Annotated in this window: 20 protein-coding genes; 2 read left to right on the top strand and 18 right to left on the bottom strand. The window is 41.0% G+C overall.

Annotation, left to right across the window (positions count from 1 at the left end; genetic code table 11):
- Positions 1-148: 148 nt before the first annotated feature.
- Together recN and ACTG7Q_RS03205 are read right to left on the bottom strand one after the other, a co-directional pair.
- On the bottom strand, positions 149-1,825 hold the full coding sequence (gene recN / locus ACTG7Q_RS03210) for a DNA repair protein RecN (RefSeq protein WP_439240829.1): 1,677 nt from the start codon (positions 1,823-1,825) through the stop codon (positions 149-151).
- A 75-nt stretch (positions 1,826-1,900) separates the two neighbouring features.
- Positions 1,901-2,812 carry an NAD(+) kinase gene (locus ACTG7Q_RS03205; protein ID WP_439240827.1) on the bottom strand — a complete coding sequence of 304 codons (912 nt, stop codon included), beginning with the start codon at positions 2,810-2,812 and terminating at the stop codon, positions 1,901-1,903.
- A 138-nt stretch (positions 2,813-2,950) separates the two neighbouring features.
- Here ACTG7Q_RS03205 and grpE point away from each other — a divergent pair, with 138 nt between their 5' ends.
- A complete protein-coding gene (grpE, locus tag ACTG7Q_RS03200; RefSeq protein WP_439240825.1) occupies positions 2,951-3,565 on the top strand; it encodes a nucleotide exchange factor GrpE in 615 nt (204 codons plus the stop codon).
- A gap of 41 nt (positions 3,566-3,606) precedes the next feature.
- On the opposite strand, the gene proA is transcribed toward grpE, so the two are convergent.
- Both proA and ACTG7Q_RS03190 read right to left on the bottom strand, forming a co-directional pair.
- On the bottom strand, positions 3,607-4,866 hold the full coding sequence (gene proA, locus ACTG7Q_RS03195; protein ID WP_439240823.1) for a glutamate-5-semialdehyde dehydrogenase: 1,260 nt from the start codon (positions 4,864-4,866) through the stop codon (positions 3,607-3,609).
- A gap of 12 nt (positions 4,867-4,878) precedes the next feature.
- On the bottom strand, positions 4,879-5,289 hold the full coding sequence (locus tag ACTG7Q_RS03190) for a DNA polymerase III subunit psi (RefSeq protein ID WP_439240821.1): 411 nt from the start codon (positions 5,287-5,289) through the stop codon (positions 4,879-4,881).
- A 104-nt stretch (positions 5,290-5,393) separates the two neighbouring features.
- Between ACTG7Q_RS03190 and rsmC the strand changes: the two genes are divergently transcribed.
- Positions 5,394-6,395, top strand: coding sequence for a 16S rRNA (guanine(1207)-N(2))-methyltransferase RsmC (gene rsmC, locus ACTG7Q_RS03185; RefSeq protein WP_439240819.1), 1,002 nt, complete (start codon positions 5,394-5,396; stop codon positions 6,393-6,395).
- A 36-nt stretch (positions 6,396-6,431) separates the two neighbouring features.
- On the opposite strand, the gene uriH is transcribed toward rsmC, so the two are convergent.
- The 14 genes from uriH to ACTG7Q_RS03115 all read right to left on the bottom strand — a co-directional run bounded on the left by uriH (position 6,432) and on the right by ACTG7Q_RS03115 (position 22,092).
- The gene (uriH, locus tag ACTG7Q_RS03180) at positions 6,432-7,361 is read right to left on the bottom strand and encodes a uridine-preferring nucleoside hydrolase UriH (protein ID WP_439240817.1); all 930 of its coding nucleotides are present in this window, start codon (positions 7,359-7,361) and stop codon (positions 6,432-6,434) included.
- A 77-nt stretch (positions 7,362-7,438) separates the two neighbouring features.
- On the bottom strand, positions 7,439-8,485 hold the full coding sequence (gene fbpC / locus ACTG7Q_RS03175) for a ferric ABC transporter ATP-binding protein (RefSeq protein ID WP_439240814.1): 1,047 nt from the start codon (positions 8,483-8,485) through the stop codon (positions 7,439-7,441).
- A 17-nt stretch (positions 8,486-8,502) separates the two neighbouring features.
- Entirely contained in the window at positions 8,503-10,560 is a 2,058-nt protein-coding gene (locus ACTG7Q_RS03170) for an ABC transporter permease (RefSeq protein WP_439240812.1), read from the bottom strand.
- Between the two features lie 424 nt (positions 10,561-10,984).
- The gene (locus ACTG7Q_RS03165; RefSeq protein WP_439240810.1) at positions 10,985-12,022 is read right to left on the bottom strand and encodes an ABC transporter substrate-binding protein; all 1,038 of its coding nucleotides are present in this window, start codon (positions 12,020-12,022) and stop codon (positions 10,985-10,987) included.
- Between the two features lie 79 nt (positions 12,023-12,101).
- Positions 12,102-13,142 (bottom strand): ABC transporter substrate-binding protein, encoded by a 1,041-nt coding sequence (locus tag ACTG7Q_RS03160; protein WP_439240808.1) that lies wholly within the window; start codon positions 13,140-13,142, stop codon positions 12,102-12,104.
- Positions 13,143-13,306: 164 nt separating this feature from the next.
- On the bottom strand, positions 13,307-13,648 hold the full coding sequence (locus ACTG7Q_RS03155; RefSeq protein WP_439241510.1) for a CHY zinc finger protein: 342 nt from the start codon (positions 13,646-13,648) through the stop codon (positions 13,307-13,309).
- Entirely contained in the window at positions 13,645-14,505 is an 861-nt protein-coding gene (gene tehB / locus ACTG7Q_RS03150) for an SAM-dependent methyltransferase TehB (RefSeq protein ID WP_439240806.1), read from the bottom strand. The genes ACTG7Q_RS03155 and tehB overlap by 4 nt, the downstream gene beginning before the upstream one ends.
- 111 nt (positions 14,506-14,616) lie before the next feature.
- The gene (gene fumC / locus ACTG7Q_RS03145; RefSeq protein WP_439240804.1) at positions 14,617-16,014 is read right to left on the bottom strand and encodes a class II fumarate hydratase; all 1,398 of its coding nucleotides are present in this window, start codon (positions 16,012-16,014) and stop codon (positions 14,617-14,619) included.
- 95 nt (positions 16,015-16,109) lie between these two features.
- Entirely contained in the window at positions 16,110-16,982 is an 873-nt protein-coding gene (locus ACTG7Q_RS03140) for a glycosyltransferase family 25 protein (RefSeq protein WP_439240802.1), read from the bottom strand.
- A 139-nt stretch (positions 16,983-17,121) separates the two neighbouring features.
- On the bottom strand, positions 17,122-19,773 hold the full coding sequence (gene gyrA / locus ACTG7Q_RS03135) for a DNA topoisomerase (ATP-hydrolyzing) subunit A (RefSeq protein WP_439240800.1): 2,652 nt from the start codon (positions 19,771-19,773) through the stop codon (positions 17,122-17,124).
- A gap of 151 nt (positions 19,774-19,924) precedes the next feature.
- Positions 19,925-20,353, bottom strand: a complete 429-nt coding sequence (gene fur / locus ACTG7Q_RS03130) for a ferric iron uptake transcriptional regulator (RefSeq protein WP_439240797.1) — start codon at positions 20,351-20,353, stop codon at positions 19,925-19,927.
- 11 nt (positions 20,354-20,364) lie between these two features.
- Positions 20,365-20,889, bottom strand: a complete 525-nt coding sequence (gene fldA, locus ACTG7Q_RS03125; protein ID WP_439240795.1) for a flavodoxin FldA — start codon at positions 20,887-20,889, stop codon at positions 20,365-20,367.
- Positions 20,890-20,896: 7 nt separating this feature from the next.
- A complete protein-coding gene (ybfE, locus tag ACTG7Q_RS03120; RefSeq protein ID WP_439240793.1) occupies positions 20,897-21,181 on the bottom strand; it encodes a LexA regulated protein in 285 nt (94 codons plus the stop codon).
- A gap of 125 nt (positions 21,182-21,306) precedes the next feature.
- Positions 21,307-22,092, bottom strand: a complete 786-nt coding sequence (locus ACTG7Q_RS03115) for an alpha/beta fold hydrolase (RefSeq protein ID WP_439240791.1) — start codon at positions 22,090-22,092, stop codon at positions 21,307-21,309.
- Positions 22,093-22,173 lie beyond the last annotated feature (81 nt).

The raw sequence follows: 22,173 nt of genomic DNA, 5'->3' as shown, positions 1-22,173 counted from the left end.
TTTATGCCCTGCACTGGCGTACAGGGCTAGGCAAATTACGATGCTCCGCATCTTAAACTATATTGAACGCTACGGCGTAGCGACACTATGTTAACCACGTCAGTGCGGGGTATTTTAGTGAGCTATTTACCCTTGCTTTATACTACTCTTAACTCGCCAAATCCAACATTTCTTGTGCATTCGCTAAGGCGGAATCCGTAATTTTACTTCCACCCAATAACTTCGCTAAGGCTTTAACCCGTTGCGAGGCGGAAAGTGCGGTCATTTTTGTTTCTGTTTTTTCATCAACGGTAAATTTTTCTACCACAAAATGATGATTACCATAGCTTGCCACTTGCGGTAAATGGGTGACGCAAATCACTTGGCATTTAGTGCCTAAACGACGTAAAAGTTTGCCTACTACGCTTGCTGTTGCTCCGCTAATTCCCACGTCAATTTCATCAAAAATCAAGGTTGGAATGGCACTTTTATCGGAAGTGAGTACCTGAATAGCTAAAGCGATCCGTGATAATTCCCCGCCAGAGGCTGTTTTTGCCAAAGATTGTGCGGATTGTCCCAAGTTACTTTGTAAATCAAATTGCACATTATCCGCACCATTTGCCCCAATTTTGCTGTAATCGGTATTTAATTTTATAAAAAATTGGGCGTTTTCCATGGCTAATTGCTTAATGGATTTTGTCACTTGATCGGCTAATTTACTTGCGCCCATTTCACGGCTTTGATGTAAGGCAGTGGCGGTCGCTTGCATTTGGGCAAAGGCCTGTTTTTCTTGTTTAATCAGTTCATCTTCACTTTCAGAATAATCGATCAACTGTGCCAACTCTGTTTTTAAAGTGCGGTGAAATTCCACTAAGTTTTCTGGCGAAATATAATGTTTCTTGGCTAAATGAATCGCTTGGCTCATGCGTTGTTCGATTTCTTCTAATAAATACGGATCTTGCTCAATATCAGAGGCCAAATGTTGCACTTCACTACTGGCTTCTTGTACTTGAATTAACGCATCTTGCAACATAGTTTGAATGTCGGCATAGCGAGGATCGAGTTCTGCCAATTCATCCACATATTGGGTGGCTCGATAGAGTAGGCTATCCGCACTCACGGTATCATTTTCACTTAAAATACCGAGCAAAGACTGGGAAAGCGAAGTTAGTTCCTCACTATTAGAAAGCCGTTTATGATCTTCTTCTAATTGCTCAAATTCATCTTCTTGTAGATTAAATTCATCTAGTTCATTAACTTGATATTGGAGTAATTGTTTTCTAGCCTCATTTTCTGCACATTTTTGTTTAAATTCAGCCACTTGTTGTTGCAAGGATTTCCAACGGTGGTAATCAGTTTTCATTTGTGCCAATAAAGGCGCATGAGAACAGAACGTATCTAAGGTTTGTAATTGATACTCGGGTTTTAATAATAATTGTGAGGCATGTTGTCCATTAATATGAATAAGATAAGTCCCCAATTCTTTTAGTTGCGCCACCGACACGGGCGTGCTGTTAATAAAGGCTTTAGAACGTCCATCTTGATTAATAATACGGCGTAAAATACAGTTCTCAGGATTATCCTGATCTTCTAATTCTTGCTGTTGTAACCAATGGGCTGCGGTACTTTGGGGATCAATTTGAAAGGTAGCACATACGTCTGCTCGTTCTTGCCCCTCACGTAGCATAGCAAGCTCGGTACGTTGGCCTAAACAAATCCCTAAGGCATCTATGGCAATGGATTTACCGGCCCCCGTTTCACCGGTGATCACCGACATACCTTGGGATAATTCAATATCTAAATGACGAACAATGGCAAAATTATTAATAGTGAGTTGAGTAAGCATAAAAAAATCCCCTTTACTGTATGGAATGCAGTATAATTCATAATAAATTTACAGTAAAGGATTTTTTTACAGTTTTTAGAAAAGTTTTTTTAGCCAACCTAATTTTGAACTTAACACATTGTAATAATTGTAATTATGCAAATGGAGTAAACGGAGCTTATAGGCGCTTTTTTGTACGGTAACCACATCATCACTGGTTAAATTTAAAGCTAATTGGCTGTCGCAGCTCACTTCTAATTGCGGTGTGTTGTAATCGGCAAAACGCAGTGAGATCTTGCTGTCACCGTCAATAACCAAAGGACGAGATGAGAGCGTATGTGGATACATAGAGACCAACGTGATTGCATTCATATTCGGGGTTAAAATCGGGCCTCCGGCAGAAAGCGAGTAGGCTGTGGATCCGGTTGGGGTGGCGATAATTAACCCGTCTGAACGTTGCGAAAAAGCAAATTTATCATCAATATACACATGGAAATCAATCATATGGGCGATTTGCGCAGGATGAATGACCGCCTCATTAATGGCGTTACCGTTATTGATCACCACGCCGTTATGTTCAATATTAACCTCTAATAAAAAGCGTTCTTCGACAAAAAACTCACCGTCCAGACAAGCCTGTAATTGGGCGTAAGCATTTTTCGGGTCAATATCGGTTAAAAAGCCCAAGTTGCCACGGTTAATGCCGATTAACAACAGATCGTATTTCGATAAAATCCGAGCACGCCCAAGCATATTGCCGTCGCCGCCAATAACGATAGCCAGTTGTGCCTGTTTGCCGATTTGTTCTAATGACGCAATTTGTTGCTCGGGCAGTGCTAAGGCTTGGCCCACTTCGGTTTCCACTAAGACGGTATAGCCCTTTTCTTGCAACCATAAAAAAATATTTTTGTGCATTTGCAAGGTCATATCATTGCGTGGGCGACCGACTAACCCAATGGTTTTAAAGGTTTTATGTAGCGGGTTAATATGATTATTGATAAATTCCATGATCCTGATGACTTGAATTTTAAAAAAACGCCTTTATATTACATTGAAAATGACTTGGAGCAAAGGTTAACATTTGATTATTCCTTTGTTACAATGCGCAACCGCTCAGATTTTATCATATTTTTAATGGAGTACATGATGACAGAACAAGAAAAACAACCTACCGAAGACATGATCGCAGAAGAAATGGTTACAGAAGAAACGCAACCAGAGCAAGTGGAAACAGCAGAAGAAAGCGCCGAGAATGCAGAAGCCAATGAAGAAACAGATGCCTTGGAAGAAGCCATTTTACGTGTGCAAGAATTAGAGCAACAACTGGTTGAGGCCGCTCAAAAAGAACAAGAAAGTTTGTTGCGTGCCAGAGCCGAAATGGAAAACGTTCGTCGTCGTGCGGAACAAGATGTGGAAAAAGCGCATAAATTCGCCCTAGAAAAATTTGCCAAAGAGATTTTGAATACCATTGACAACCTTGAGCGAGCCTTAACTACGCCGGCAAATAAGGAAGATGAATGTGTGAAAGGCTTATTTGACGGTGTAGAATTAACCCTGAAAGATTTATTGGCCACCGTTGCTCGTTTTGGTATTGAGCCAGTGGGTGTGGTGGGCGAAACCTTTAACCCAGACTTGCACCAAGCGATTTCCATGCAACCCACCGAGGGATTTGAAACCAATCAAATTACCGTGCTATTACAAAAAGGCTATTTATTAAATAGCCGTGTGATTCGTCCCGCCATGGTGATGGTCGCTGCGTAATTTCACTAAAACGCCCTCTTTATTGGCGGGCGTTTTGTTCTCTAAGATCGGGCCGTGTAGTCCCCCACAGCCACCCATTTATAGGTAGTTAATGCCTCTAGTCCCATTGGCCCTCGAGCATGTAATTTTTGTGTACTGACGGCCACTTCTGCCCCTAAACCAAACTGCCCACCGTCAGTAAATCGGGTGCTGGCATTAATATAAACAGCCGCCGCATCCACTTGTGCCACAAATTGTTGAGCCAGTTTTTGTGATTCTGTCAAAATCGCCTCAGAATGTTGACTGCCGTATTCACGAATATGATCAATGGCTTGTGCCATATCTTTCACGATCACCACGTTTAAATCTTTGGATAACCATTCTTGGCGTAATTCTTGATCTTGCACAGCCACCACGTCTGCTCCTGCTTGTTGTAAAATAGAAAGTGCGGTGGAATCAGCGTGAAATTTTACCTGTTTAGCTTTTAAATGTGCTGCCAATTTAGGTAAAAATTGGCTGGCAATGCTTTCTTGTACTAACAGGGTTTCTAATGTATTGCAGGTGCTAGGACGTTGGGTTTTGGCATTATCAATTACAGAAAGTGCTTTATTTTGATCCGCACTTTGTTCTACAAAAGTGTGACAAACACCAATCCCACCGACGATCACAGGAATGGTGGCGTGTTGTTTACAAAGCTCGTGCAAACCCGCACCACCACGAGGGATAATCATATCCACATAACGATCGAGTTTGAGTAATTGCATGACTAAATCACGATTGGGATCCGTAATTGCTTGCACTGCAGTTTTCGGTAAACCGGCTTGTTCAAGAGCCGATTGTACCACTTCTACCAGCACTTTATTAGAATGTTGGGTTTCTTTGCCACCACGTAAAATCACCGCATTCCCGGTTTTTAAACAGAGGCTTGCCACATCAATGGTCACATTCGGGCGCGCCTCATAAATGGTCCCAATCACGCCGAGTGGCACACGTACTCGTTCGAGTTTTAAACCACTATCCAATATGCCACCGTCAATTAATTGCCCCACCGGATCGGCAAGGGAAATCACATGACGTACATCATTCGCAATGCCTGTTAAACGCTCTGGCGTGAGCAATAAGCGGTCAATAATCGCCTCACTTATGCCCGCCTGTTTAGCCAATGCAATATCTTGGGCATTGGCCGTTAAAATACGTGCTTGCTGTTGTTCTAGCTGATCGGCAATAATCGCCAAAGCCTGATTTTTTTGTGGTTGAGAAAGTTGAGAAAGAATAAAAGAGGCTTGTTTAGCCGCTTTACCCATGGCAATTAAATCGGTCATGATATTATCCTGTTAATTTGTGCGTTGAATTTGTTGCCAAAGTTGACGTTTGGCTTTGGTATCTTGTTGTAATGTGGTTAAATCTGGGCTTTGCCATAAATGAGATGATTGTTCACATAATGGCAAAGTGCGGTCTATTTTTTCAGCATTTTCACTGAGCAACCAATAAGTGACCTGCTGTGTTACATTGAGATGATAGATTTGTTCAAAATCAATGAATAAACAGTCATTGGATTCAATTTGAGAACTTCGTAATACATCTTGTATAAAATCGCCATCAGCGGAGAGCGGTGTTTCTGAAATAATAATCAAACGGATATGTTCAGCCACTGGAATATATACCGCCCCTTTTAAGGTATCCGGACGGCGTAATTTCCACTGGGTAATACCCATTTGTTGTAACAGAAGATCTCGGCGGTTCAAAATGGTATCCACAAAAATAAAAAATTGGCTTTATTGTAAATAGGTTTTAGAGTTTCGTAAATAGATTGCGTATAATAGTGAAAATTTTATATAGGATTATTACCATGCTCAGTCTTGAAAGCCAAGTTTTACAGCGCCATTTGCCTTTTTTTGAACATAAATCTGTGCTATTTGCCGGGGGAATCAATGATGATTTTCCAACTCAAATTCGTTCGCAAGCTAAATCGGTGCAGATTTGGTCTTGTTATTTTGATTATGTGAACCGTTTGCAAGACAAAAGTGCGGTGCATTTTGGCGAAATTTTTCAGGATCAAGCAGATTTGATGGTTTTTTATTGGACCAAAAATAAGCAAGAAGTGCAATTTCAGTTAATGCAATTATTAGCCCATTCGCCACTCAATCAAGAAATCTTGATTATTGGGGAAAACCGTTGCGGTGTGCGTTCAGTGGAAAAAATCCTCGCACCATTTGGGGATATTGGCAAAATTGATAGTGCAAGACGTTGTGGCTTATATCATTTTTGCTTAAAAAAAGCACCGCAGTTTGATGTCGAGAGTTATTGGAAAACCTATCAAAATGCAAAATTAGGTGAGCTAAAAATTCAAAGTTTACCTGGGGTGTTTAGTGCCAATGAACTGGATATGGGAACGGATTTATTGCTTTCAACTTTGGCTCACAAAATAGCGGGTGACGTGTTGGATTTAGGCTGTGGGGCGGGGGTAATTGGAGCGTTTATCAAGCAACATCATCCACAAATTAATTTAGTCATGAGTGATATTCATGCAATGGCGATTGCTTCGGCTAAACGGACGTTAGCTGAAAATGGGTTGGCTGGTGAGGTAATTGCAAGTGATGTCTTTTCTCATATTCAAGGTAAATTTGATTTGATTATTTCTAATCCACCGTTTCATGACGGCATTGATACGGCCTATCAGGCGGTCACGACCTTAATTGAACAAGCCAAACAACATCTAAAAGCCGGTGGAGAATTGAGAATTGTCGCCAATGCGTTTTTGCCCTATGCAGATTTGTTGGATCGATATTTTGGTCGGCATCAGGTGCTGGCGAAAACAGGGAAGTTTAAGGTGTATTCGGTGTGTTTGTGATGGTTTATCCCCGTACTCTCGTACGGGGTAAATAAATTAAATCCCTTTAATCGAATTAATCACTAAGTCCCAAAAACGATCTTTATCCAATTTTTTAGCCACAAACGTATTGCAAGGTTTGGGCGGATAGCGGAAATCCGCAACTGTCATACCTAGCGTATGCGTGCCAGTAAGTTCAATATTGACAGGCACATTTTGCACTTCAATCAATGTAGGATCAATCACATAAGCCACCGCACAAACATCATGCACCGGTGGGGAATCAAAGTTTTGGTTCTTTTTGTACATTCGCCCGAAGAAGTCTAATAATTCCACCACAAATTGAGAAACAGGCGTGCCAATATCAGCAATGCGTTGCACCACATCAGGCGTGGCTAAGGCCTGATGGGTAAGATCTAAGCCAACCATGGTGACTTTCCAACCCGCATTGAACACAATGTGAGCCGCCTCGGGGTCAATTTTAATATTAAATTCAGCCACCGCAGACCAGTTGCCTGTATGATAACCGCCCCCCATTAACACCACTTCTTTCACCCGCTCAATAATACGAGGTTCAAGGCGAGCGGCTAAAGCGATATTGGTTAATCCCCCTGTTGGCACTAAAGTAATGGTTTTTTCAGGGTGTGACATAATTAAATCAATGATTAAATTGACCGCATGCTTTTCGCTTAATGATTGGCGAGGATTCGGCAAAACGGGACCATCTAAGCCTGAATCACCATGAATACTCGGTGCATTTTCCACTTCTCGCACTAACGGACGGGTTGCCCCTTTGGCAATAGGGATGCCACGAATGTTGGCAATTTCTGCCACCGCTAGAGCGTTGCGAGAAACTTTGTCAATGGTTTGATTGCCGACTACCGTGGTGATTGCCAATAAATCAATGTTCGGATTGCCATGAGCCAGTAAAATCGCAATCGCATCATCATGGCCAGGATCGCAGTCGAGAATGATTTTTTGTGCCATAATTTTTCCTTTTTAGGGTAGTTCTCTCAAGTGCGGTTAAAAAATATCATTATTTTTCACCGCACCTTTACAAACAATTATTCTTTTCTCAACAAAAATACCCCATGCTCACTCAAATACACAAAAGCATTTTCCGCATTAGGATCAAAATCTTCTGGATTACAATTCACCAATAAATCTTTTCCGCCCCAATTCGCCACAATTTCCCAATGGTTACCCATATATACCGCCGTTTTAATTTGGCATTTTTGGCTAGGATCGCCACTGTGTTTTAAGTGAATAGCCTCAGGACGCACACCGACCAAACATTCGCCATCTGGCAAACCAAATTGAGCCGTGTTCGGTAAATGGAATTGATAGCCGTTAATAGTCACTTGATCTTGTGAAACCGAACCCTCAAAAATGCTACTTTCGCCCATAAAGTTGGCTAAAAACAACGAATTAGGGCGTAAATACAGTTCTTTCGCTGGGGCTTTTTGCATAATTTTGCCTTTGTGCATGACGATCACTTCATCCGACACCGCAAAGGCTTCGGTTTGATCGTGGGTCACATAAAGGGAGGTAATGCCCAAACGTTGTTGCAATTCACGGATTTTTTCACGCATTGAACGGCGAAGATTCGCATCCAAGTTACTCAATGGCTCATCAAATAACAACACTTTCGGCTTTAACACCAAGGCACGAGCCAAGGCGACACGTTGTTGTTGACCACCTGAAATTTGATCCACAAAGCGATCTTCAAAACCGCCTAAATCCACTAATTCTAAGGCCTCTTTCACACGCTGTTTGCGTTCTTCACCGCTCACACCTTGCATTCGCAAGCCATAGCCCACGTTATCGCCAATCGACATATGCGGAAATAACGCATAGGATTGGAACACAATACAAATATCCCGATTTTGAATGGATGATTTGGTCACATCTTCGCCATCAATAAAAATTTGCCCTGAAGTGGGGTTTTCTAACCCTGCCACCAACCGCAACACAGTGGTTTTACCGCAACCAGATGGTCCTAAAAGCGTGACCATGGTGCCACGTTTAATGGTTAAATCTAAATTATCAATAACAATCGCTTTGCCAAAGGCTTTAGTGATATTTTTTAATACTAAGAAATCTTGACTCATAATTTACAACCTTAAAATTAATTCATTTTTTTCGCTTTGGAACGAGAAATGCGAGTATCGCCCACGATCCAGTCAAAGAATAAGATAATCGCCATCATCACCACGATTAAAATCGAACCATAGGCAATGGCAATGCCGTATTCACCGTCCTCTACACGGTTTAAAATATAGGCAGTTGCCACACGAGTATCGGCGGTGACTAAGAAAATAATCGCACTTACGGTGGTCATTGCACGCACGAAACTGGTGACCAGAGCGGACAATAATGCAGGTTTCAACAACGGAAACACAATATACCAAATGGTTTTGAATGAGCTGCCTTTCAAAGAAAGGGACGCCTCATCAAGGGATTTATCTAACTGTCCTAAACCTGCTATCGCTGCACGCATCCCGATTGGTAAATCACGCATGACCATGGAAATAATCACGATAATGCTGGTGCCAGTGATGTACATTGGGGCATCATTAAAGGCTAAGATATAAGACACCCCTGCCACCGTCCCTGGCACGGCAAAGCAGAGCATCGTTAGAAATTCCAACGTTTTTTTGCCTTGGAAGTCTTTGCGAACCACCACATAAGCAATCAGTAAACCGAAAAGTGCGGTTAAAGGTGCTGCAATACCAGCATAGAACATGGTATTAAGTAGTGAAGGCCATGCCCCATCGCTTAATCCTTGCCCGAATAATAAGGCATAGTTTCTCGTGGTTAAGGTGTAATCTACCCCCCAGTTGACAGTGAAACTGCCGTAGAAAATACTGCCGTATAACGCCAAGTTAAACACAATCCAGAACGCTAATATCGCTACGATTGTCCATTTCAAGCCATTTGGTAATTCTTGCACGTCGCCACGATAAGATTTGCCTGATACGGTGACATAGGAACGATTACCGATCCAAATATATTGCACCACGAAAATCAGCAAAGAGAAGATTAATAACATTGAACCCAAGGTACTCGCAGACGCATAATCTAATTGTGATCCTGCAATGTAGAAATAAATTTGGGTCGCAATCACGTCAAAGCTACCACCCAGCACCAACGGATTACTAAAATCCGCCAAAGATTGAATAAACACAATCAAAAACGAGTTTGCTAAAGCAGGGCGGAGCAGTGGGAAAATAATGTTATAGAACGTTTGATAGCGATTAGCTCGCAAGGTATAAGACGCTTCTTCAATGGACGGATGAATAGATTTCAACGCCCCATCTAATAACATAAAGGACATCGGCGTAAAGGCTAAAATCTGAGCCAATGCAATGCCGTTAAAGCCATAAAGCCAGTTATGATCGGTGAAACCCAAATAGTCACTTAAAAATTCCGTCACATAACCTGAACGTCCTAGCATCAAGGTTACCCCAAGACCGACTACAAACGGCGGTGTCACAATCGGCAAAATGGAGAAAATTTTACCAATAAAGGCGGTTCGTCTGGCAATTCTTGTGGTATAAAGGGCAAATGCCAAACCAAAAATCGTGGAAATCAAGCCCACAAATGTGGATAACGCCAAAGAATTGGTAATCACCCGAACAATGTAACTTTGCCCTAAAATGCGTAACACTTGTTGCGGTGCAAAGGTATCGCCGTCATAAAACATCGAAATAAAAATGGCGACCGTTGGATAGACAATAAAGAAGAAAATCAATAGGACAATTGTCAAAATTGAGCCGATAATAAATTTATCGCCTTGCATGACTTTAAGTTTGGCAAGAGCAAAGGTGGCTAACGCTGACAGTGTGCAAATTAAAATCAGCACTGAATAGCCCATGGAAACTTTGTAAATCATCGCCGTGATAAACAAAAATAAAAAGTTAAATGCGACTAAACCTAGTTCGGCTTTGGCTTGTTTTTCAGTGGATAAATTTAATTTTGGAATAATCAAAAAGCCGATTAATGGTAAAAACCATAATATCGTCAAATTAACAGATGACCAACCCATGGCATCATAAAATTCATCGGCGGTACTTTCTAACAAGCCATAATCCAAGGCTTGTGATGGTAACACCAGAAAGGCGATTAAAGAAAGCAACAACCAAAATGGGGTTGTTTGTGTAAAAGGTGTTTTTGCGGAATACATATTATCTCCATTTTTTGTATGAGATACATCATTCAATTTGTATGATGTTGCCGTATAGCACGACATAACTCGCTTAATTCAATGTGAAAAAAACAGTTGGATAATACTATATTTCTAAATGTAATTCTGTGATGATGATCACAAATTTTGTAGATTGGAGAATTGTTTGAGGAAATAATCTACTTGAAATTATTACTTTTTAATCAGGTGGGCTAATCGTTTTTTTTGCTTTGGTGAAAGATGAATGAATTGATTACTGGAAGAATATCTTTCTTTTATTTTGAAAGTTTATATTGGGGGGAGTTGTTCTATGTCCAGTTTTTTATGTAAAAAACTGGACATATTTAGTTAAAAATAAAACAAGGTTAAGTCCACTCAAACTTAGCCCTAATTCAAAACTGCGGTGTTTTTGCAGCAAGTTTTATCACTTCGCCAATTTCACTTCATCCACCCATTTTGTAATCAAACGTTTACGTAAATCGCTTGCACCATATTTATCAAAATCATAATTAATTAAATTAATAGATTTGAAATCTAAAGAATAAGGTGATTGTTTGGCTTGGTTATTGGTTAAAATTTGATGCGTTTCACCTTTTTGCCAAGAGAGTTCTTGTGCCTCGGCAGATAATGCCCAGTCCACAAATTTTTTCGCATTTTCAAGGTTTCTTGCACCTTTAATCACGCTTACGCCGCCAATTTCATAGCCAGTTCCCTCGCAAGGAACGACCAATTCAACAGGTGCGCCTTTTTCTTTCTCAATAGAATGTTCGTGTAAGAACCCTACACCAATAGCGGCCTCACCACGAGCGGTGTTGCGAGTAGCAGTGTTGCCTGATTTGGTATATTGCGATACATTTTTATGTAAATCTTTCAAATATTGGAAAGCCTGATCTTCGCCCCATAGTTGTACAAAGGTGGCTAGGGCGGTGTAAGCTGTTCCTGAACTTTGTGGATCGGCCGCTTGAATTTCATTTTTCAAACGTGGATCGGTTAAATCTTTCCAGCATTTTGGTACAGGAATACCGAGTTTGGCAAGGCGTTCTGTATTCACACCAAAGCCTAAAATACCTAAATAAATCGCTGATGTATAATTACCTTTTACTTTAGCGGGATCTTTTAATTCATCAGGAATAAATTGCAAATTAGGGGATTTATATTGAACCAATAAGCCCATTTCACCCGCTTGAGAGTGCGGATCTAGCGTTCCACCATACCAAACATCGCCTTGAGGATTGGCTTTTTCTGCATCAATTTTGGCTAAAATACTGCCTGTGCCGCCACGAATAAAACTGGTTTTAATCCCTGTTTTCTTTTCAAATGCCAAGGTTTCTTGTTCACACATGGTATTTTGAGCGGAACAATACACCACTAAACGCCCATTATCTGCTATTGCATTTTGGCTTAATGCTACGCTACCTAATAAAAAAGTAGAGAGTGAAACAGCAATTTTAGATATTTTCATCAGATTTTCCTTTCATTATTAATGTGTTAATAAACATCAGGGCGTACAAATACGCCCTGAGAATACTTTTAACGAGAAATTATTTCGCTAATTTCACTTCCTGAACCCATTTCTCAATCAAGCGTTTACGTTCGGCACTGTCGCCATATTTTTCAAAATCATAATTGATTAAGTTTAATTTGGTTGGATCGAATGCCACAGGGGATTGTTCAGCGGTGGTGTTGGTTAAGATTTGTAGGCTGTTGCCTTTTTTCCATGCCAACTCTTGACCCTCTTTGGATAAGGCCCAATCCACGAACAATTTCGCATTATCAAGGTTTCTTGCGCCTTTGATAATACTTAAACCGCCCAATTCATAGCCTGTTCCCTCGCAAGGAACGACCATTTGGATTTTGGCACCTTGTTGTACTTGTAACGCATAGTCATGTAAGAAACCGATACCCACCGTGGCCTCACCACGTGCCGCACTGTTAGACGGCGTGATACCGGATTTAGTGTATTGTGAAATATTCGGGTGTAATTGTTTGAAGTAATCAAACGCACCTTGTTCGCCCCAAAGTTGTACGAAAGTCGCAATGGCGGTGTAAGCGGTACCGGAGCTTTGCGGGTCAGCGATTTGGATTTCGCCTTTTAAGCGTGGATCGGTTAAATCTTTCCAGCATTTTGGCACTTCTTTAATGCCTAATTTTTCTAAGCGTTCAGTGTTGACCCCAAACCCCAAAATCCCCATATACACAGCAGACACATAATGTCCCTTGACTTTACCTGGATCTTGGAATTTTTCTACGATTTCTTTAATGTGTTTGGATTCATAAGGTTGTATTAAACCCATATCTGCCGCTTGGGCTTGTGGGTCAAATGTACCACCATACCACACGTCAGCTTGCGGATTGTTTTTTTCTGCCTCTACTTTAGCAAACGTGGAACCAGAACCGTTACGAATAAAGGCGGTTTTGACACCATATTTTTCCCCAAAGGCTTGGGTTTCGGTTTCGCACATTTCATTGGTGGCGCTACAATAAACTACTAAGCGACCTTTGGCGAGAACTTGTGTTGATAGCATTAAACCTGCACCTAAGAGTGCGGTGGAAATGGCAAAAGAAATTTTATTGAATTTCATAGAATACCTCATTTTGTTGAATGTCATGTTAAAATACTCGCATATCATAACGGTTTTATGGATTCAATTCTGTGAGATAAGTCACAAAAATGAAAATTCATAATAGAATATTCTTCTATTTGATATAAGAATCGAATATTTATTGAGCGTTTTGGAAAGGCGGCTTAGATTGATAAAGATGAAATGGGGTTCTCTATCTCAAAATAAATCCCATAATGCTTTTTACACCCTGCATTAAATTGTGCTTGGCAATAAGGGCAATGGGTGACTTGCATATATTGTTGAATTGACAACGTGCGTTGGCAATGACCACATAAAATCGCTTGTTGCTCAAATTCGTTAGGTTGCCAACGTTCAATGGGGTGATTTTCGCACGCATTATGGCATTGGTAGCAAGGATAAAATTTTCCACAACATTTGAATTGAATGGCAATAATATCTACCTCGCTGTGATAATGCTCACAGCGAGTTTGATCATCCACTAATAAACCATAAACGTGCATTATTTTTTCTTCGCCAACATGGTAACAAATTTCATTTTAATCCGATTGCCATTGGCATCGGTTTTGTGCAATTCACCCAATTCTTCGTTATATTTTAATAATTCCCAGTCCGCATAATAATGGTGCAATTCATTTTCTTTAAAGGTGAAAGAAAATGGCACAGGGCAAGGATAATCGGCAGTGTCCATGGCCGCAACGATTAAATTATAACCGCCAGCGTTGGTGTGGCTTTGCATATTTTCAATAATCGCTGGCACAGCCTCACGATTAAGGAACATAAATACCACGGTTGAAAGGATAAAATCATAATTTTCTTGAATATTGGCCGAGTTAATGTCATAAACTGCGGTGGAAATCGGCAGATTTTCTTTAGTTTTGGTTTCATTTAAAAAAGCCAAACTGGTTTCATTGTGATCCCAAGACGTCACATCATAGCCAAGTAAACTTAAGAACAGTGAATTTCGACCCTGTCCGCAACCTAAGTCTAACACTTTGCATGGCTGAATTTGTTCAACTGCCGCTTTGACTTCGGAGTGAGTAGGGGTCATATTGTATTTTTTGCTGAAGTAATCTTCTTTTTTGCAATGAAATTCAAGGAAACATTCTAAATCATCAGATAGGGCCTCGACTTTATGCCAAACTTGCGGTTCCACTAACGGAATCTCGCTTTCCGGTGTGAAAATATGTTGGCTTAATTCCGTGCCGTTTTCATCTAACACATAGAATTTCAGTTGGCCTTTCAGCACGGTTAATTTTCCCCATGTGTCGACTTTGGTGTTGTGCTTTTCTTGGAACATTTGCGGTAAGCTATTTTTGTTCCATACTGGCATGCGTTTATAGCAGATAAGTTCATTTTTCATGGTCAATTCCCTGTTAAATAATAGTTGAGTTTTATACTAGGGTATTTTATGGCATGACGCAATAAAAAACGGCTCAAAAAATTGAGCCGTATCAAGTTTTGGTGGATTAAATTATTTTAATGAACCGACCATATCTTCTGGACGCACCCATTTATCAAAATCGTCCGCAGCCACTAATCCAAGGTTAATGGCCTCTTCACGTAATGTGGTGCCATTTTTGTGAGCCGTTTTGGCGATTTTCGCTGCATTTTCATAGCCAATGTGGGTATTTAAGGCCGTCACCAACATTAAAGATTGTTCTAACAATTGTTTAATGCGAGGGTGATTTGGCTGAATACCGCTCGCACAATGTTCATCAAACGAAATGCAAGCATCAGCTAATAATTGTGCAGATTGCAAGAAGTTATACGCCATTACTGGTTTGAACACGTTTAATTCAAAATGCCCTTGGCTGCCCGCAAAAGAAATGGTTGTGTCGTTGCCTAACACTTGAGCACACACCATGGTTAAGGCTTCGCATTGAGTTGGGTTGACTTTACCTGGCATAATAGAAGAACCGGGTTCGTTTTCAGGAATCAAGATTTCGCCGATACCTGAACGTGGACCCGATGCCAATAAACGCACATCTTGAGCAATTTTGAACAATGACATGGCTAATTGTTTTAATGCACCATGGGTTTCTACCACGGCATCATGCGTCGCTAAAGCCTCAAATTTATTGTCAGCGGTAATAAATGGAAGTGCGGTGAATTTTGCAATATATTCTGCCACTTTCACATCATAGCCTTTTGGCGTATTTAAGCCAGTACCCACTGCTGTACCACCTAAAGCCAATTGACCTAAATGCGGTAAGGTATTTTTAAGGGCTTTTAAACCAAAAGAAAGTTGTGCGGCATAGCCACTAAATTCTTGACCTAATGTTAGAGGAGTAGCGTCCATCAAGTGAGTACGGCCGATTTTCACCACATCTTTAAATTCTTCCGCTTTTTTAGCTAAGGTTTTTTGTAAACGTTCTACCGCTGGAATAGTATGTTCCACGACTTTTTTGTACGCCGCAATATGCATGGCAGTTGGGTAGGTGTCGTTGGAAGATTGGGATTTATTCACATCGTCATTTGGGTGAATATAAGATTTTTCGCCTAATTTACCGCCATGTAACACATGCGCACGGTTCGCAATCACTTCGTTTAAGTTCATATTAGATTGCGTACCAGAACCGGTTTGCCAGATGACAAGTGGGAATTGGTCATCTAATTTACGGGCTAAAATTTCATCACAAGCCTGTGCAATTAAGTCACGTTTATCAACAGGTAACACGCCTAAATCATGGTTAGCAAAGGCTGCTGCTTTTTTCAAATAACCAAAGGCTTCAATAATTTCATGTGGCATAGAGGCTTCAGGCCCGATTTTAAAATTATTGCGAGAGCGTTCAGTTTGTGCTGCCCAGTATTTATCCGCAGGTACTTGCACTTCGCCCATTGTGTCTTTTTCAATACGATATGTTGTCATAAAAATCACCTTTTAAAGTTAAAATCAAATTCTGATAGAGTGTAGCACTTTATACTGTCTTTGTTAAAAGGGAAATGTTGGTTTTGTGACGTAGATCATATTTTTTGATGACGCAAATCATATAACCATTTGTGCAAATTACTTTGTATTTTATAGTATTCTCGTCTAATTTTAGTCCACAAACTTCTACGTTGAATGATAGCGTGTGGGGCAATATTGGAATTCTGACTGAAATCAGGTTTAACAAAAGGTGGCGTTAATCCTAGAAATTGAACCTGATTTTCCCAATAACGATCCATGGTAATATCTACGTTATACACCCATTCTTGGCATTGACTGAGAAATTTTTGTGCGGCTTTGGGCGTAATATAATAGCCTGTCGTATTGCCCCAACCCTTAAAATATTGGCGAAGTTCACCCACCTCTGGTGAAATGCGGAGGTAATTTTTAGATTTGTGTGGTTTATTTTTGCCTGTCCAATATGCCGACCAACCCGCAGGACAAAGCCAGAAAAATTCAGCTGTATTTTGTGGTGTAGCGGTAAAATCGTATGTGGCTAAGAAATTTTCTTGTAGTATGGCGTCATCTTCCAACACAATAATCGGCTGATTTAATTCCACGCATTTTTCCCATAATAAATAATGACTGGCAAAACAGCCGAGTTGCCCTATGTTCATGGCGTAACCTTTACGGGCAAGACGTTTTTGTTCATTGTATTTTTTGAAAAGATAAAAATCGGGGTTTTCTTTGCCGTAAACTGCGGTGAAAAATTGGTAATTTATTTGGCGTTGGGATTGGGTTTGTAATTGTTCAAATTGGTCAGAAATAAATTTTTTGCGTTCGGTTGACTTGGCTAAATTAATCACGAAAATCGCTGTTGGTTGGTTGGTTGGTTGGTTGGTTGGTTGGTTGGTTGGTTGGTTGGTTGGTTGGTTGGTTGGTTGGTTGGTTGGTTGGTTGGTTGTCATAATGTTATCCTCAAATTCCCCGCACTGGCGTACGGGGTTACATAAGTAACGATGCTCCGCATCTTTTTTATGAAATAGCCACAGCGTGGCGTTATATAATTAGCCCCGTACGTGAGTGCGGGGCTTTTGTGGTATTTTTCTATTCTTCTGAATTTTCGATTTCACCCTCAAATTCATCATCTTCCGTTTCGGCTAAACGTTCTAAGCTGACGACTTGCTCGGTTTCAGTGGTACGAATTAAACGTACACCTTGAGTGTTACGGCCCACAATGCTGACTTCGCTGACGCGGGTACGCACCAGTGTGCCTGCGTCAGTGATTAACATAATTTGGTCAGTATCAATCACTTGCGTAGCCGCCACGACTTTACCATTACGCTCACTCACTTTAATGGAGATCACGCCTTTGGTGTTACGTGATTTGGTTGGATATTCTTCCAATTTTGTCCGTTTACCGTAACCGTTTTGCGTAGCGGTTAAGATTTCGCCATCATTTTTTGGCACCACCAAAGACACCACTTTATCAATATTCAGATCTAAGCTGTCTTCGCTGTTATCATCAGAAACGTCTTCCATTTCCACCGTACTTTCATCATCAGAAAGATCGTTGGTTAAAGCAAGTTTAATGCCTCGAACACCCGTCGCAGTTCGTCCCATGGCTCGCACGGCCGTTTCGGCAAAGCGGACCACACGACCTTGTGAGGAGAACAACATAATTTCACTTGAACCGTCGGTAATATCTACGCCGATTAATTCATCTTCATCACGTAAGTTGACCGCAATAATGCCGTTGGCACGTGGACGACTAAATTCGGTGAGAGCAGTTTTCTTCACGATACCGCCAGCGGTGGCCATGAGGACAAATTTATTTTCATCATAGCTCGCCACTGGGAGAATCGCTGTAATACGTTCGTTTTCTTCCAACGGTAAAATATTGACGATTGGACGTCCACGTGCGCCACGACTGGCTTGTGGTAATTGATAGACTTTCAACCAATATAAACGGCCACGACTAGAGAAACAGAGAATCGTATCATGGGTATTGGCGACCAATAATTTTTCAATGAAATCTTCTTCTTTCATTTTGGTGGCCGATTTACCTTTGCCGCCCCGTTTTTGCGCCTCATAATCGGTGACGGGTTGATATTTCACATAGCCCTCGTGAGAAAGGGTCACCACCACATCTTCTTGGGCAATTAAATCTTCTAAATTAATGTCACCGGAGGCAGCGGTAATTTCGGTGCGACGGGCATCATTAAAGTTCGTTTTAACTAACTCTAATTCTTCACGAATTACTTCACGTAGCCGTTCGGCACTGGTGAGAATATGCAATAATTCGCCAATTTCGACTAAAATATCGTGATATTCTTCCACGATCTTTTCGTGTTCTAAACCAGTTAAACGGTGTAAACGTAATTCTAAAATGGCACGAGCCTGTGCATCTGAAAGGAAATATTGACCATCATGCACGCCAAATTCAGCGGCTAAATCATCAGGGCGAGAGGCATCTACGCCCGCCGCCTCTAACATAGGCGCCACATTGCCTAAAGCCCAAGGTTGCGCAAGTAATCCCTCACGGGCCTCTTCGGCTGTTTTAGAGGCACGGATTAAATTAATCACCGGATCAATATTGGCTAAGGCAATGGCTAATCCCTCTAAAATATGCGCTCTTTCTCGGGCTTTGCGAAGTTCGTACACGGTACGGCGTGTGACCACTTCACGGCGGTGTTTGACAAAGGCGGCAATGATTTGTTTTAAATTGAATAATTTCGGTTGACCGTGATCCAAGGCGACCATGTTAATCCCGAACGTGACTTGCATTTGAGTTAAGGCGTAGAGGTGGTTTAATACCACTTCACCTACGGCATCACGTTTAATGTCAATTTCGAGGCAGATCCCCTCTTTGTTGGAAAGATCGAGAATGCCCGCAATGCCTTCAATTTTCTTTTCACGAATCAGTTCAGCAATTTTATCGACCAATTTGGCTTTATTTACCTGATAAGGAATTTCCGTGATAATGATTTTTTCACGGCCCTTGTCATTGGTTTCTACGCTCGCTTTGGCTCGTACATAAACTTTGCCTCGCCCTGTTTTATAGGCTTCTTCAATGCCTCGGCGACCGTTAATTAAGGCGGCAGTCGGGAAGTCTGGGCCAGGGATAAACTGCATTAATTCATCAATGCTGATGTCCTCATTATCGATATAGGCTAAACAGCCGTCCATCACTTCGCCAAGATTATGGGGGGGAATATTGGTCGCCATACCGACCGCAATCCCTGAAGAACCATTGACTAACAAAGACGGGATTTTGGTTGGCAAGACGTCAGGAATCATTTCTTTGCCGTCATAGTTCGGCGAGAAATCCACGGTTTCTTTATCTAAATCCGTTAATAATTCCTGTGTGATTTTTTGCATGCGCACTTCGGTATAACGCATGGCGGCGGGTGCGTCACCATCAATGGAACCAAAGTTCCCCTGACCATCTACCAACATATAACGCAACGAGAACGGTTGTGCCATACGCACAATGGTGTCGTACACGGCACTGTCACCATGCGGGTGATATTTACCGATCACATCACCGACCACACGAGCGGATTTCACATAAGATTTATTGTAGGTGTTACCACTTTGATCCATGGAGAACAACACACGGCGGTGAACGGGTTTCAAGCCGTCACGCACATCAGGCAAAGCACGGCCAACAATGACCGACATGGCATAATCGAGATAAGAAGATTTCAGTTCTTCTTCAATACTAATCGGGGTGATATCTTGGGTTAATTCAGACATTGCGTTTTCCTAAGTCTTAGAGAAAAATTGGCGTTATTATAGCATAAAGTATGAGGTTTTACCTAAGAGAAATTTTCGCCATTAGGGCGAGGTATAACAAAAAAGTGCGGTGAAAATCACCGCACTTTTGAGGTTTGTTTGTGATAGGGGATTATTTCTCACATTTCTCAATATCCGTACATTTTCCATACAGATATAAGCTGTGATTTTCTAATTGAATACCATGTTCTTTACTGATTTGTTTTTGGCGTTCTTCAATCACGGTGTCGTTAAATTCAAACACTTTGCCACAATCTACACAAATAATGTGGTCGTGATGAACAGTTGGGGCTAATTCAAACACCGATTTATTGCCCTCAAAATTGTGACGGGTTAAAATTTTGGCCTCATGGAACTGATTTAATACACGATAGACTGTGGCTAAACCGATTTCTTCGCCTTGTTCAAGTAACAGTTTGTACACATCTTCCGCAGAAAAATGTTCCATTTTGTGGGCTTGCATAAGTGCCAAAATGGTTAAACGTGGTTCAGTGATTTTGAGGCCCACTTTTTTGAGTAATTTGATATTTTCTTCTGACATAGTGATTTTCCTTATGCGAGTTCTGCTAAACACATTTCATCATAAACTTGTTTCACCCAAGTTTCGACACGTTCAGCGGTTAATTCTGGTTGGCGATCTTCATCAATACACAATCCGACAAAGGTGTTGTCGTCAATAAGCGCTTGTGATGATTCAAAAGTGTATCCTTCCGTTGACCAGTTTCCGACAATGATCGCCCCATTTGGTTCAATAATATTGCGTACGGTACCCATGGCATCACAGAAATAATCGGCATAATCTTCTTGATCGCCACAGCCAAAAATGGCTACTAATTTGTCCGTAAAATCAATTTTTTCTAAGGTTGGGAAGAAGTCATCCCAGTCACATTGGGCCTCACCGTAATACCATGTTGGAATCCCAATCATGATAAAATCGTAGCTTTCAATATCTTCTTTGGTGCTTTTGGCAATGTCACGAATATCTACTAATTCGTTGCCAAGTTGTTTTTGAATCATTTTGGCAATGTTTTCTGTATTGCCTGTGTCACTACCGTAAAATAAACCAACAATAGCCATTTTTTATTTACCTATTTCCTTGAATATTAAAATAATTTTGTAATATGTTTTCGATTACATCCGCTCGGCTGAGTTTATTCAGTTGGGCCAGTTCTTCTAATTGTTGAACCAACTGGTGATGTAATTTTAATTCTATTCGTTTTAATCCGCTAGATTTGTCACGCCGTAGTTGGTTGCGTTTATTTATGCGGATTTGTTGTTCTCTGCTTAACGGATTGGTTTTCGGACGTCCGACACGTCTTTCATCAGCAAAAAGATCCAACGTAATGCAATCTGCGTCTTGTTTTGCCATTTTTTATTACCGTTCATTATCGCCTTTATTAACAATCATTCGTATGCTGATAATGATTAGCTGAAGTGAGAATAATGGCGGAACTATATCATAAATTCCCTATAATTTAAATGCCTAAATTAAGATTAATGTGATTGAAGAAACCGTTCAATGGCTCTGACCACAAAATCCGGCTTTTCCGCATGGATCCAATGGCCAGCACCGTTGACGGTAAACGAGGTGGCTTGCGGAAATTGGGCTAAAATTCGTTGGGTATCGTCGGGGTGAATATAATCCGATAAACCGCCTTTGATGAACAGTGTTGGTATCTGGCATGGCGATTGCGCTTGCCAATCCATAATATCCGCATAATGTTGATAAAGTGCGGTGGTATTAAAACGAAATTTTTCAGGGGCCTGAGAATCGAAAGATTTCAACATAAATTGTTGAATGCTTTCCTCTTTGATATGTTCGGATAACAGCGGTTTAGCCTGTTGTCGACTGTCAACCTTGGCTTGTTTCACTGCCAACAGCCCCATAAACACATCATTATGCCAGTTGTGCTGATAACGCACGGGGGCAATATCAATCACAATTAATTTGTCGAGTAAGTCAGGGCGTAAATGTGCCACTCGCATGGCGGTTTTGCCGCCCATGGAATGACCCACTAAAATCACCTGATTGAGTTGGAGATGGTTTAACACCGCAATCACATCTTGTGCCATTAAATCATAGTTCATTTCGTCAGAATGGAAACTTTGGCCGTGATTGCGTAAATCAAGGCGTAAAATATGGTATTTTTCACTGAACGCACGGGCGATAATCCCGAGGTTATTCATGTCACCAAAAAGGCCGTGAATAAAGACAATGGTTTTCGCTTGCTCGTGCTGACAGGCGCTAAATTGATAATTGAGTAATTGTTGAGCTGACATGGCTTTTTTAATCGTTTTTTACATAGAGAATTTGATCAGAAGTAGGTATAATGCGAAAAAATGGATTGTTAATCAAGTTTT

The sequence above is a fragment of the Lonepinella sp. BR2474 genome (assembly GCF_051851555.1).
Lineage (GTDB): Bacteria > Pseudomonadota > Gammaproteobacteria > Enterobacterales > Pasteurellaceae > Lonepinella.
Note: the sequence above shows the minus strand (reverse complement) of the source record. Positions and strands in the feature narration are given on the sequence as shown.